A 13905-nucleotide genomic window follows, 5' to 3' on the forward strand; every position below is an offset into this window, starting at 1 on the left:
TCTGTTAGGATACGTCTTTTTTTATTAGATAGCACGCTGTGAAGTACGAACATCTACCGTTAAAATACCGGTATTTACGTTTGCATATGCTTTAATGATGACAGGGTAATCTTTGTTGTTTGTGAACTTAAAATCAGGTCCTCCCCACGATACGGTTGCATCTTTTCCTGCAGGTACATAACCTACATGTTTTGAATGGTGAGACCTAGCTGTCACTTGAAGACCAGCACCGTCAATCGCATTAAATAGCGTAGAAGATGTTTGGCAGATTCCTCCGCCAATTCCCATCACCAGCTGTTTGTTGATAATTTCAGGAGCAGGCTGATAGCCTCTTTCTGCTGTGCGCTCCCCAACTGTTTGATTATAAGAAAATGAATCTCCTGGACCTAATACAACGTTATTAATTGCTTCTGCTGATAGCTGAACATTTCTGTTTCGACTTGTATCACTTGGACGAAAACGTGTAGAATACGAAGCTAGCGATACATCAGCGATCCCTTGAGCAGACGCTGCCGTTACATTTGGAGCGGTTTCGTAAACCGGAACCTTCACATCCAATTGTTTCGTATTTAAGTTCTGCAGATTTTCAACAAGCTCTGCTTCTTTTAAAATGATTTGTTTGGACCCGCCGGTTAACGATCCATTTGCATCCATTTTTATGTTTTGCATAGGCGTATCGATCCCTTTTGCCAGCTCAGACGCTAATTGCTTAATTTCTTGGTCGTATACGTCTTTATCCTTGTAATGAACCGGCTTGAATTCTTTCATTACTTGTCCTGTGCGGGAATCTTTCAACTGATACGTCAGGTCTTCGATTTTAAGGACTGGTTTTTTCTTTTTCTCAGTCTTTTTTTCTGCTTTTTTCGCTGCTTGTTTTTGTTCTATCGCGGCTGTTTGCTTTGCAGAATGATTGGTATACATGCTGTACGCAATAAACGCACTAACAATTGTCGCGCCAAGCAAAAGCGCCCCTAAGACTTTCTTCATGTAATTGAATCCCCCCATATCTCGGCTTTACCTCAATATGTTTTTTCTATAAAAATATGTATACATTCATTTTATACAAACATCTTATAAAAGACGATATGTCAAAGTGAATAATCACCATTTTTTATATTTTTTTCTTTGTTCAACACATGAGGTAAAGCGGAATGATGTTCATAGACCCCATTTTTTCTTATGAACTCAATAGAAAACAAATGCTGTATGCGTTTCCTATTATTACTATTCTTATATATAATAGCACGAAAACAAGGATTTTTTAACGAATTATGGTAATTATTTTAAAATTTTTCTGACAATTTTCGCGGTGTTGTTCATTTTTCTATGGGCATTATACATGGTATAATGGTAAAAATGGAATTTGTTTTATGAGGAGGATTTACGCTTGACTGAACGTTATAGCAAAGAAGAGATTAGTCATCAGCTAGAAAGTATAGATCATGTAAAAGAAGCTCTTTTAAAATATAAAAACACCGTAATCGGTGAGAAATATGATTTGCTTCCCTACCATTTAACTTCAACAAAAGAGGCAATCTTAAAGACGATTCACGATAAAAAAAGCTGTATTGTTAGCGATATCACAAAAGTACTTGGGCTCTCACCTGGTGCTATCACCATTGTATTAAATCAATTAGAAGATGATGAGCTTGTGAATCGTATATATAAAAAGCAAAACCGCCGAAGTGTGTGGGTAGAGTTGACGGAAAAAGGCGAAAAAGTTGTCGAAATATTGCAAGCTACTCGTGTCGATTTTTGGTCAGATTTACTTTCACACTTATCAGAAGAAGAAAGAGATCAATACTTTCACATTATGAAAAAAATATCTCAAAAATTACAGCAATAAATATAAAAAAAGCGGCTATAAAGGCCGCTTTTTTTATTATGCGTGTGCTAAGGCTTGTTTTTTCACTTCGTTTTTCAAAACTTTTCCTACGCTGTTTTTAGGAAGTGATGAAACAAATACAACAGTTGGCACTTTATATGGTGCTAATCGTTCTTTACAGAAGTTCACTACATCTTCTTCAGTTAAAGCAGATACTTCTTGTTTAACAACAAATGCATATGGAACTTCGCCGTACACATCATCAGGCATGCCGACAACTGTCGCTTCTAACACACCATCTGCTGCTAGGACAACTTCTTCTACTTGATCTGGGTAGATATTGTCTCCTCCATATACAATTACATCTTTATAGCGTCCTTCAATGTAAAGAAATCCGTCTTCATCTAATCGACCTGCATCGCCCATCGCTAACCAGCCATCTTGTAAGACAGCGTTTGTTGCTTCTTCGTTTTGCCAGTAGCCTTTAAATAGATAAGGGCTTCGTACAAGTACTTCACCTTTTTCTCCAGTTGGAACTTCTTGACGTGTTTCGGGATTTACAATTTTAACTTCCACATGTGGAGCAGGTTTTCCAGCAGAGCTTACTTTCTTCCATCCCATTTGAGGATGCCATGAACTGATAATCCAAGCTTCTGTGCTTCCGTATCCTTGAGCTAAAATCATACCGTTACGGTCATATTGTTCAATTAAAGACTCTGATACTTTTGTTCCGCCTGACACAGCAAGTTTTAGAGGGAAATCATAGTGATCTCCTTTTTCAAGCTCTTCTACGATGTATTTTAATGCTGGTGGTAGTGCAAACAGCATTTTAATGTTTTCTTTTTCGATTACCTCAATTACTTTAGCTGGATCTGTTTCTTCAGAACATACCATTGTGTTTCCTGTGTTAATGCACATAAATAAAATGCTCATCGAACTCATGTGGAAGAATGGATGAACAAATAAATAGCGCATGCTTTTATCAATATTTGCACGTTCTTCCTGTCCACCAGAGTTTAAAAAGGCACTTACCGATCCGTGTGCAATCATACATCCTTTTGATTTACCTGTTGTACCTGATGTAAACATCATTAATGCTAAATCTTCAGGAAGTACTTCAGGAAGTGCTTCTGGTGTGTTTATGTTATACGCTGAGAATTGAGTTGTAAATTCTTTTGCATCCTCAATTTTTAACGTAAAGCTAAGTCCAGCCGTTTGTTCCGCTTTTTCTAATACAGACGTAAATTCATTATGGTGGATAATCGCTTTTAACTGTCCGCTTGTAATAATGCTATCAAGCTCATAAGGTGTCATGCTCTTACTTAATGGAACAACGACTGCTCCCACTTGTAAAATCCCCATTGTAACGACTGGGTAAGCAATACTTGTATGAGCTAAAATACCAATACGATCTCCTTTTTGAATTCCTTTCTCTAAGAAGTAATGAGACAATTGATTTACTTTTTCATGAAATTCATTAAATGTATAACGTTCATTATGTTCAACTAGTGCTTCATGTTGAGGAGAAATCTCTGCACGTTCTGCGACTAAGTATTGTAATGTGTTCATTTTATCCTCTCCTTTGTCCGCTCGGACTAAATATTTCGTTCGTGAATATTTTAATGACTAAAACATAATAACAAAAAATTTTTCCGAAGTAAAAGTTTAAAATTATCAAAATGCGTTTATATAGGTTGTATCGGGAAATGTTAAAAGAGATACTGTTTTTAAGAAATGTTGTATTACCAAGGGTTTGATAAAATTTTACAAAATTTAAATAGTTCAGACACTGGGTTTAACGAACTATTTTTTTCCTTTTTTTGTTTGTAAATTAGTTTTTATTTCTTGTTTTTCATTTTTTTAATATATTTTCTTACTTTCCCCTTATTCACCGGATTTTGAGCTCATTTATTGAATGAAAACGGTGAATATGAAACAATAATATATAAGTATTTGGATTTGAAAGGAGCAAATTTAGACATGAAAGTTCTTGTAATTGGTGCGAATGGTCAAGTAGGCAAACATATTGTAAACATTTTGAATGAAAGTGATGTGCACACTGTACGTGCGATGGTTCGTAAAGAAGAACAAGCAAAAGAACTTGAGGCAAGAGGTATCGAAACGGCTTTTGCAAGCTTAGAAGGCACTGTGCATGAAATTAAGGAAGTGATGAAAGGCTGTGACGCCGTTATCTTTAGCGCAGGATCAGGCGGAAATACAGGCCATGATAAGACACTTTTAATTGATTTAGACGGTGCGGTAAAAGCGATGGAAGCTGCAGAAGATTTAGGGATTAAACGATTTGTGATGGTAAGCGCACTTCAAGCACATCACCGTGAAAACTGGAATACTTCACTAATTCCTTACTATGTAGCCAAACATTATGCAGATAAAATCTTAGAAGCAAGCGGATTAACATATACAATTGTTCGACCAGGCGGATTGTTAAACGAACCAGGAACAGGACGTGTAGATGCTGGGGAGAACAAAGAGCGTGGGTCCATTCCTCGTGAAGATGTCGCGCGTGTTGTAGTGGAAACGTTAAGTGAAGATCATACATTCGGACGTTCTTTTGATTTAGTTTCAGGTGATACGCCCATCACAGAAGCTATTCAATCTATTTAATATAATAAAAAGCAGCGAATGCGTATTCGCTGCTTTTTATTTATCATTTAATACATGTATTAAATGATAAATCACTTTTGCTGTCAGTCCCCATATAACTCTATCTTCATAGTAATAAAAATGTTCTTCCATCTCTCTTGTTTGCCAATTATAATTTTCACCGCCAATAATCGCGTCATAAGGAAAATTATGTTCGGGTTCTACTCTGAAATGAATATTGTGTATATCAGGTTCGGTGCGCTGAAAAAAAGAAAGAGGCACGGTAAATACTTCTGCTACTTCCGAAGGATTCGGTCGAAGTTCAAGCGACTCATCAATGAAACCTACATAAGGATAAATGATTGTTCCGAATTGAGAAACAATATAATCTAAAGCTTGTACTTGCTGAATAGATTCAGAGGTAATCCCTAACTCCTCAGATGTTTCACGAATAGCCGTTTCTTTTTCGTCTGCATCCGTCTTCTCAACACGCCCTCCTGGAAAACAAATTTCTCCGGGCTGTCTTCGTAAATCGAGCGCTCTTACCTCAAATAAAACATGTAGTTCTCCTTGTTTTTCAATAAGCGGAACAAGAATGCCGAAGCGGGAGAACTGCTCCATCCCAAGGATTGTCGGCATCCGTTTTTCTAACTTAGCTATAATGCGGGATGCATCCATACGTCCACTTCCTTTCACAAAATGAATTATCAAAAGAATAGCGAGTTATAAGCTGCGATGTCAACTAACCTGCAAAAGAAAGCTGTTATCTTTATTATATGAAGAGATGTATCGAATTGACACTACAATTGATAAAAATATATAACAGGAATATAAATAAAAACAGATAGCACCGGCTACCTGTCTTTTTGTCTTGTTTTTAACAAACCATAAATAAGTAGAAAGAATGCAACCACACTGATAAGCAATCCTCCTACTTGCTTATCAGTGAGTCCAAAACGAAGCTGAAGCCAAAAGATAACCAAGCAAATCAAAATGACGCTGGTAGCTAAATAAAAGTAAATGCTGTAGAAAAACGGATTCGTTCTTTTCCGTTTGTAGACAAGTAGTGAGATACCTATATACGTACCTAAAAGTGTGAGTAATACAACAACTTCCGTTAATGTTCTCACTGCATTCTCCCCTCTCCCTTTTTTCTTCTATACCCCGTTTCTTCTTTTATCAAAAGGTAAAAAGGTATTCATAAAAAACCGCTCTTACGACATAAGGCGGTTTTCTCGATACGCTTTATCTTGAATTATTTGCTTTTTTATATTGGTCGTTTTCCTGTTGCTAACATCAGCTGTTTTTTTACAAAGGCGTTTGTACTATACATCAAGAGCAAAGGTAATGACCGCTTCACAAGCTAATTCCCTGCCTACAAATGCTTTTCCTTTTCCTTTTACAATCTTTCCGCGCTGCTTAAGAATCTCAAATTCTAAGCGAAGTGTATCTCCTGGCCTTACTTGACGCTTAAAGCGGCATTCATCTATCCCTGCCAACAAAGCAAGTCTTCCTTTTTGTTGGTCATCCGCAGCCATAGCAAATCCACCAAGCTGAGCAAGAGCCTCGACAATAAGTACCCCTGGCATCACCATATAGTCCGGAAAGTGACCTTGGAAAAAAGGTTCATTTGCTGTTACTTGTTTAATTCCTACAGCAAGCTTTCCTTCTTCTTGCTCTAAGATGCGATCAACAAGTAAAAAAGGATAGCGGTGCTGAATGGTATGTTTTATTTGTTTTATATCTTTCATATGTATCGCTCCTTTTTCTTATAATAAGGGGTCCTTGCCGTCAAATGCAGGAAACGTATCTGGATGAAGAAGAGGCGCGAGTTTTTTTAATCCTAACAGCAACCTAGGTGAAGGACGACAATACAGCCATTCTTCTAGTACATATACACGATGTTCTGTTATGGCAGACATGTCAGACCAGTTCGGTCTCTTGTGTAAAATCGTTGGATTCACTTTGTTTGTCTGTACGCCCACCCAAGCCAAACACACATGAAGTGGATTTCGTTTGAGCACTTCTTCCCAATCACTCTGTACATTTGCTTCTTTATGATCAGCAAATATATTTTCTCCTCCCGCTAACTCACTAATTTCAGTCAGCCAATTTGCTTTGCCAGGAGTAAAGACAGGTTTTGGCCACCATTCCCAGTATACAGTGGCTTTTTCGTCAATTTGATTTGCAATCCCTTTATATGTAGAAAGAAACTGATCATAACGCTTTAACAGTTCAGCTGCTTTTGTTTCAATGTTTAATCGCTGACCTAAATCCTGTAGATTTTGACGGATATCTTCTAGCGAATTAGGATTATATACGACGTAAGGAAGCTTTCGTTTTTTTAGTTCTTCAATATTTCGCTCCATTCCAGGAACGCTTAGTGATGCTAGGACTAAATCTGGTTTAGCTTCTTCCACCGCATCCATATTAATAGATAAATCGGGACCTAAACGCGGCAGACCTCCAATAGACTGCGGCCAATCGGAATAATCATCTATTGCTACGAGCAAATGCTCACATTTTAAATACGCTATTAGTTCTGTATTGCTTGGACAAAGCGAAACAATTCGCATAGTTTCCCTCCTGCATTCATTTCTTTTTTTCTATTATACAATAGATCCAAATATAAAAAGCAGAGACTTTCACTGAAGTCCCTGCTTGTGGTGCTCTCTTTTATCCGCCCATCGCGTGATAAAAGAAGTAAAAAAAACCTAAACAGCCAAGTGAACTAATGCTTGTAGTTAAAATGCCGATTGAAAGCAACACCTGTCCGTCTTTTTTTTGTTTGTATCGCAGCATATAATAAAAAGCTAAACAGGTGCCAAGAAGTAAATAAATAGCCCATATGTACGGTAGATTCTGTAGCTGAAAGATGTATCCTTGATTAAATAATAAACAGTAAATAAAAAAAAGATTTACGATAAAAAATATAGGAAGTACACTTTTCTTCATCTATTAAACCCTCTTCTATTCTTTATTTTCTGCTATAGTTGCTCTGTTTTGATTTCTCAGCTCATCCCGTATTTCACGTAAATATTGATTTCTCTCTTTCATTCGCTTTAACACTATAACGATAACAGCTATAATACCAGCAATGATTCCTATATAAAGAACTCCAAACACTAAGATAGGTACTACACCCCAAAGCTCCATCTCATCCCTCCTTTTTTTTGGTTATTACCTTATTTTACCGTATTTTGTAAGGATGTCACGTCTTTTATCCATGAAAAAGGGAGTTTGAATATACATTCAAACTCCCTAAAGAGATAATAAAAAATAATATTTATTATAGCGCTTTGCTTTTGACACTTGCTCCTGTTCCGAAGAACTTATCAAAAATTTGATAAAGAGCAGACAGACCAACTAACCAATAAATCGTTGTTACTAACCAATCCCAAGAGCCAAATAGCTCTTCTACTACATTCACGCCTAATGCTACAGCTAACCAATTTAAACCGCCTAAAATCACAAGAAGAGTCGTTAAACCTGAAAGAAATTTCACGTTGTCACCTCCTTGCGAACTGCATTAGGAAAAGCAGCTCATGTTACATCTTATGCGCTGTGTAGATCAGTATATGCATAGGCGCTATGTAAAATAGTTATAAAGAATATGTGATTTATTCTTTTTTATTTCCTTATTATTGTGCAGCTGCAGCTTTCCCAATTTGCTTAATCGTTTCTACATGCATCGCTTCATGATAGAAGCTGAATAAAAACGTTTCGCCAACTGTTGTAAAGTTGATACCCGCTTTATTTGTAAAAGGTGTGATTAACTGCTTATCAAACTGCCCGGGCATGAACTCTTTAATACGATGTGCTTGATCTTTCAACACATTCGCAATTTCTTCAAGAGAAGGAGCAGCCTCCGTCCAATCGGCAGGTTTTGTTCCTGCGCCGAAAAAGCTTTCATAACTCTCTGGCGTTTGCATCGGTTCACCAGCTAAGCCAAACACAAGTTTTTCTTGAATAAAGGCAATGTGTCCGAGATTCCAGCGGATATTGTTATTGAATCCTTTTGGTGTGATGTCCGCTACCTCTTCTGTTGTTTTTTCGAGGATACTAATCGTAATCCCTCTTACAACGTCCATATGTTTTAAAATCATGTTTTCCATCGTCTAATCTCTCCTTACGTTGTCGTATTAGATAAACTATTCAATGTCTATTGTGCACAAATTAATCTTTAAATGCCACTCATAACATTTAAACCTTAAAATAAAAGAAAATTCAAAAGAAAATCCCCCTATATAAAAACTAGGGGGATGTTTTAAGCAGAAGACTTTAAATTTGAGACAGGTCCTTTGTTTGGCTTCGGTTTTAGTTGACCAAGCTTATTTTTCAGATAATCTTTTAATGCGCCGCGTTTTCTCTTGCGTCTTTTATCACGATTTTTAATAGTAATCTCCTCCTTTCCTTTTAGTTTTAAGACCTGCGTATTAAATGGATTCTGCTTTTATACATAAAATCCTTTTGAATTCTCAAATTTACCTTCATGTAATTCTTTCCTTTTTATAAAAAAAGACCAAAGTAATAATACTTTGATCATTCAAGCTACATACGTAATCGATCCAATAGTGGAAATAATAGCGCTGTTTCTGTCGTACCAAACAACAGGTTCGTATCTAACCGCAAAATAACTGAGGTGAGCGGTCTGAAGCCTCACAATTTCATCTGACAGGTAAGCCGAGCGTTTTGGATCGTCTTTTCGCTTTAAATTTAACACTTCAATAATTCTTTCACGCGTCGTAATCCCAATTCCATGACCAAAATATAAAGTCTCATCTAATACAATGGTATTTTCACCTTTCCACTGAGGAGTATCAGGATTATAGTCAGGGTTTTTAAAGTATGCACAGTCTCCGGGCAAGTAGTCAGATCCTTTATAACCATGGAGCTCAAGATCTTCATCGTATTGCCAATCGTGTAAGTAAAGGTCAGCAAAAAGCGGGTTAAAGTTTGCTTTTCCAATATTATTTAATACGGCTTTATAAAAGATGATGATAACAGCCGTCGCGCATTCAAATGCATATTCGTGTCCGTTGTAGAAAATATCATCGATGGCCTGATGAGGAGAAACGGTAGGAAGTAGCTGAAATCCTCCATCATCGGTTCGTTTCCAATACTTTTCGTTACATCTAGAACGTGCAAATGTAGCAAACCTGGCGCCGCTTTTACGCAATAATACAGATGATTCAATGATTTGCAATTTAACAGATACATCAAAATCAAGCTGGTCAAATGTAGCATACTCATACACTTCCCTATAGGCATCCATTTGTTTTAAAATGTCTGCTTTTTCTTTTGTTAACGAACTATTATTTAAATCGCTTATTTTCACAATTTGTTGATTAACTTTAATCATAGACGTTCTCTCCTTTACAGAAAATGATATCAATCACCTTCTCTAACAGGATATTGATAAAAAAATATTTTGTGTATCTTCATTTAGTTAAAATCATGAAGATTAGAAAAAACGATAAAAAAAGTAAGTTAACCGCTAATCTTTTCATTTGTTCCTTTTTGTCCTTTTGTAACCTTTTTAAATATAAAGCGAGCACACAACAAGTACAGTGGTAACACAAGAATGACGGCAATAACATTTAAAACCCAAGGTATTGTCCCCATAAAAACATTTGAAGATGCTTTATCATACCAGCTCACAATCAGTAGTAAAAAGACCACGCTGGATATAAAAGTACTTATATATCCCTTCTTATAGTTGGTACTTCTCACAGCAATAACAAAGCCAATTACCAAGGAAATGCCTGCTGCAATTAAGACAAAAATCAAAAATAAGTTTGCTACCTTTTGAACGTCCATTACTTCCCTCTTTCTTATAAGATTTTCACTCCAGAATTTTCGTTGCGTCACTTATAAAAAAAGTAAATTTATATAGATTTGTTCACGCTCGGTCTTATTGTTGTAGCATCCTTAGGGACAGTAAGCCAATATGTATTAGAAAATATAAAAGTTAAGTCTGGCAATAGAATCAATCCTAAAATGTATAAATGTAGTCTATTCGTCTTTAAAGATTAATTAAGAAGTGTTATGGGCAATAGAAAAAAGGATGTTCAGGACTCTCTTGACAGTTTGAGAAACAGTTAACTTTACATAGGTTCAATGGCAAAGAATATTATAGCGCCGATACTTTAAGACAGACTATTAATGCTACTAAATAAGCACATAAGCAAAAAAGGACTTGATGTCTAATCAAGTCCTTTTTTATTATAACTGTATTAAAAAACTTGATCATTTCACGTAAAAGTTGCTGCTATAAAGGTTTCCAGCGAAAGTTCCATCATAATTGGTTAGCGGTTTGGTTATATGATATACAGCAAGCTTATAACGGTATGTGCCATTAGTATCAACTTTAAAACTCGTTCCAAATTTCTCTCCAGGGACTGCATACCATTGGGATGCAGATTGCACGTTTACCCATTTACCATTCTCTAAATGCTGCAATTGACCGACAAGTCGTACTTCAAATGAATTATGATTAATAAACTTCATAATAATTGATTCTTCTTTTGTCCAATTTGTCTTAGTTGAGTTAACCGATACACCGTATGATGAAGCGGCATCAGCTTCTTGAATATGCCCATTTGGAACCAATGGGAGACTTGCTACAGATCCTAATCCTAAACCACCTAATGTAATTACTCCGGCTAATGCTACTCGCGTTACTCTTTTCATATCATTTCTCCGTTTCATTATAAGATTATAGGCTTTATATCCTCTATAACACCTATTAATTTATCATTATAGCACAAAAAATAGCATATTATGGGTTATTTTGTAATGCAACTCATTAAATTAAGGGTTTTAAATAACACTATTAAAGCTTCTAAACACTAGATGCAAAAGATATTTTACCTCACATACGCCTAAAATGAGGGGATTAAGCTGGGATACTAGCCTTATTGGTCTTATAACAATAATGAAACCCTAACTTGTGGTCTGTAGAATTGCTGCTTGCAAAGAGCAATCTTCATACTGAATATTGTTATCTGGTTTTTTCTCCCACAAGTATTTTTTTTACTTAAAAAAACAGACAAAACAAGCTGGCATTTTAAATGCGCAGCTTGTTTTGTTTTTTAGGGTGTAAGATATTTATAAAAAAATTGGGGATAAGAACAGTCATCCTTACTACTATTGTGTTCTTGATTGTAAATTTATTTCTAACCATTATAAAAAGCTAAATAAATATATCTTTAATCTTAAAAATGTATTCATCCGGTAATTTGTCAGCTCTCCTTGAAATCTCTGCTCTGTGGCTCTTTCTCCCTTTAATAACAACTGAATCTTTTTTTATATTTATGCTTCCGAAGCTATACGGGCACCAAAATAAATTAACATCATCTATTTTTGTAGTTTTAACAGCGTTAGAATTAAGGTCCGTAACACGCAGTTTAAATGGAGCATTTGTAAGATGAGATTTGGGCACTGTATAAATGACCTCGGCTAAATACTTATCATTTTGTTTCGAGAAGTATGTGAGCTCAATGTCGGTGCCTTCTTCTTTTATTTTTCCAATAACAGATTCTATTTTATGCTCTTCTAAGTGATCAAACTTTGTAATGCTTCTTAATGCTGAAACTATACTATTAAACATCATATTTGATTTAGTTTCGTTGTCACTCGCCATATATTTTTTAGTATCTATTATCGAAAATGCATCTTTTATCCGGTGATTTGGAGCAAATTCTTGTTTTGCTTCCACTAGTGTGTCCGCTAAATGTATAAAGATGTGACTATAACCCGGCAGCATCACTTCTGCTTTTCTTAGAAGGTTGCTGAAAACTTCGGTGTAGATAAAAGAGTGGTTTGGTTCTGTTTCTTCGATAGGAGCAGAAATACTAATTGTTATTAATGGCTTTGTTAGAGGTTTTGGATTAGACAAAGATCTTTTCATTGAAAGGTCAGCTAGTTTTGCCCAGTTACTTTGAACTGTTTGCTTTTGCTTCTTGAAGTATGCCTTTAGTTCTTCGAGTGTACGTGGTGCATTTTTTATCGACTGTTGAAACTTTAATAGAAGTTTGTCTTCACTAAAGTCGAGTTCTGACTTTAGTTCTATAGTTTTAACCAACATAATAGCCTCTTCAACTCTATGTAGACCTGTTAAGAAATCCTCTACATTAAGAGTTTTGTTATTGATAAAATTTCCGGGCAGCTCAATTTCGGCTATATCTTCATAGAGAACACGTAATTTGTACTTCTTCTTAGAGCTAGGATTATTTATAAAACGGATCAAAATGCACTCAAATGTGCTTCCGTGAAACTCTCCTATTAAATGTTCATTTAAAAAAGTATCTAATAATTGCAAAGAAAAGTTAGTTTCTTCTTTCGTTTTAAAATCCTTATACTCAATCAAAAATCTCATTGGAATCACCTTGGAATATATAGTATATTTTTACTATACATTATATTTGAAAAAGCAGTCAACGCAAAGCATACAGCCAGTAAAGGGCAGGTTTATACAGAATCAAGCAAACACACATTATACAGCTAGGCGTGAAGGTTATCTAGAAGAACTTTAAGAAGGTGAAAAAGTTAGGAGAAGGACGGTAAGTTCATTTCTAGAGAGAGGTTATTCACCTGCACACATTGAGATAGAATTGGACTATGATTCCGTTCCATATATTAAGGAGTTATACTATAATGTTGAAGAAAAAAAGCAGCCTCCCCTTTTCACCCCATAAAACATAGCCCCTACCTAAGTCTAGGCAGGGGCTATGTTTAGATTATGGATTTTATTATAAAATAATCATTTGATGTTCACTTTAAGTTTCCTTCTGCCACTTCTTAAAAACAATAAAAGGCAGCAGCTCAACTTATGAGCTCCTGCCTTTTATTTATAGAAACACAGAAATAACCTTCTAACGATACCAAATCGTTTTATCTTGATATGGAATACGTTTTGATGAAGCTTCTTTATTAGGGTGTCCGACGTAAATTAAGCCTAAGAGCTTATCGTCTTCTTCTAGAGATAAAAAGTCATTCAGTTCTGACTGATAGACAATATCACCCGTTCTCCAAATTGTAGCCAAACCTTGTTCTTCCGCTACTAATAGCATATTTTGTATGCTTGCCGCTACGGCAGAGATTTCTTCAATTTCAGGCACTTTTCCTGAAGGACTTACCGCTACAGCAATAATGACAGGAGCACGAAGCGGGCCTTTTTTAGCTTTTGTTGTTTTTTTCAACGCTTCTTCTTCACTTAAGTGAGCAGTTTTTTGCTTCATAATACGTTCCATTTCGTCTCCTAAACGAACGCGTGAATCCCCTGTAAACACTCGGAATTTCCAAGGCTCTGTCTTTTTATGGTTAGGAGCCCAAGTGCCTGCTTCTAACATAAGATTGATAGCATCTTCTGATACATCTTTGTCTTGCATAGCTCCAATCGTTCTTCTGGCTTTAATAATATCTAATACGCTCATGCTTTTCGTCTCCTTTTTCACATTCAATTTATTATAGTT

Annotated in this window: 17 protein-coding genes; 2 read left to right on the forward strand and 15 right to left on the reverse strand. The window is 35.9% G+C overall.

All coding sequences use genetic code 11. From position 1 onward, the window contains the following. Positions 1-24: 24 nt before the first annotated feature. Positions 25-987, reverse strand: a complete 963-nt coding sequence (locus ACO1DI_RS13230) for a VanW family protein (RefSeq protein ID WP_423145362.1) — start codon at positions 985-987, stop codon at positions 25-27. Positions 988-1387: 400 nt separating this feature from the next. On the opposite strand from ACO1DI_RS13230, the gene ACO1DI_RS13235 reads away from it, so the two are divergent. Then, entirely contained in the window at positions 1388-1846 is a 459-nt protein-coding gene (locus tag ACO1DI_RS13235) for a MarR family winged helix-turn-helix transcriptional regulator (protein ID WP_013057155.1), read from the forward strand. Positions 1847-1882: 36 nt separating this feature from the next. Here the strand turns inward: ACO1DI_RS13235 and ACO1DI_RS13240 are convergent, their stop codons facing one another. After that, positions 1883-3394 (reverse strand): class I adenylate-forming enzyme family protein, encoded by a 1512-nt coding sequence (locus tag ACO1DI_RS13240; RefSeq protein WP_014459985.1) that lies wholly within the window; start codon positions 3392-3394, stop codon positions 1883-1885. A gap of 411 nt (positions 3395-3805) precedes the next feature. Here ACO1DI_RS13240 and ACO1DI_RS13245 point away from each other — a divergent pair, with 411 nt between their 5' ends. Then, entirely contained in the window at positions 3806-4450 is a 645-nt protein-coding gene (locus ACO1DI_RS13245) for an SDR family oxidoreductase (protein WP_014459986.1), read from the forward strand. A gap of 36 nt (positions 4451-4486) precedes the next feature. Here the strand turns inward: ACO1DI_RS13245 and ACO1DI_RS13250 are convergent, their stop codons facing one another. The 13 genes from ACO1DI_RS13250 to ACO1DI_RS13310 form a co-directional block, all read right to left on the reverse strand. Further along, complete coding sequence (locus ACO1DI_RS13250; protein ID WP_217027827.1) at positions 4487-5107, reverse strand: NUDIX hydrolase; 621 nt, start codon at positions 5105-5107, stop codon at positions 4487-4489. A gap of 176 nt (positions 5108-5283) precedes the next feature. Beyond that, positions 5284-5559 carry a hypothetical protein gene (locus ACO1DI_RS13255; protein WP_014459988.1) on the reverse strand — a complete coding sequence of 92 codons (276 nt, stop codon included), beginning with the start codon at positions 5557-5559 and terminating at the stop codon, positions 5284-5286. 195 nt (positions 5560-5754) lie between these two features. Beyond that, complete coding sequence (fabZ, locus tag ACO1DI_RS13260; RefSeq protein ID WP_217027829.1) at positions 5755-6180, reverse strand: 3-hydroxyacyl-ACP dehydratase FabZ; 426 nt, start codon at positions 6178-6180, stop codon at positions 5755-5757. Between the two features lie 18 nt (positions 6181-6198). After that, positions 6199-7005, reverse strand: coding sequence for a cobalamin-binding protein (locus ACO1DI_RS13265; RefSeq protein ID WP_217027830.1), 807 nt, complete (start codon positions 7003-7005; stop codon positions 6199-6201). 100 nt (positions 7006-7105) lie between these two features. Next, entirely contained in the window at positions 7106-7384 is a 279-nt protein-coding gene (locus tag ACO1DI_RS13270; protein ID WP_153252673.1) for a hypothetical protein, read from the reverse strand. 15 nt (positions 7385-7399) lie between these two features. Then, positions 7400-7585 carry a hypothetical protein gene (locus tag ACO1DI_RS13275; RefSeq protein WP_013083262.1) on the reverse strand — a complete coding sequence of 62 codons (186 nt, stop codon included), beginning with the start codon at positions 7583-7585 and terminating at the stop codon, positions 7400-7402. A 133-nt stretch (positions 7586-7718) separates the two neighbouring features. Continuing rightward, entirely contained in the window at positions 7719-7934 is a 216-nt protein-coding gene (locus ACO1DI_RS13280; protein ID WP_013057146.1) for a DUF378 domain-containing protein, read from the reverse strand. 136 nt (positions 7935-8070) lie between these two features. Further along, complete coding sequence (locus ACO1DI_RS13285) at positions 8071-8544, reverse strand: DinB family protein (RefSeq protein WP_014459993.1); 474 nt, start codon at positions 8542-8544, stop codon at positions 8071-8073. Positions 8545-8975: 431 nt separating this feature from the next. Continuing rightward, the gene (locus tag ACO1DI_RS13290; RefSeq protein ID WP_423145364.1) at positions 8976-9791 is read right to left on the reverse strand and encodes a protein-glutamine gamma-glutamyltransferase; all 816 of its coding nucleotides are present in this window, start codon (positions 9789-9791) and stop codon (positions 8976-8978) included. Between the two features lie 128 nt (positions 9792-9919). Beyond that, entirely contained in the window at positions 9920-10300 is a 381-nt protein-coding gene (locus ACO1DI_RS13295; RefSeq protein ID WP_423145365.1) for a hypothetical protein, read from the reverse strand. Positions 10301-10678: 378 nt separating this feature from the next. Further along, positions 10679-11122, reverse strand: a complete 444-nt coding sequence (locus ACO1DI_RS13300) for a hypothetical protein (RefSeq protein ID WP_049164640.1) — start codon at positions 11120-11122, stop codon at positions 10679-10681. Positions 11123-11624: 502 nt separating this feature from the next. Continuing rightward, entirely contained in the window at positions 11625-12809 is a 1185-nt protein-coding gene (locus ACO1DI_RS13305; protein ID WP_423145366.1) for a hypothetical protein, read from the reverse strand. 496 nt (positions 12810-13305) lie between these two features. Then, complete coding sequence (locus ACO1DI_RS13310) at positions 13306-13866, reverse strand: nitroreductase family protein (protein ID WP_014460005.1); 561 nt, start codon at positions 13864-13866, stop codon at positions 13306-13308. Between the last annotated feature and the right edge of the window lie 39 nt (positions 13867-13905).

It is taken from the genome of Priestia sp. 40 (genome assembly GCF_049368575.1).
GTDB lineage: Bacteria > Bacillota > Bacilli > Bacillales > Bacillaceae_H > Priestia > Priestia zanthoxyli.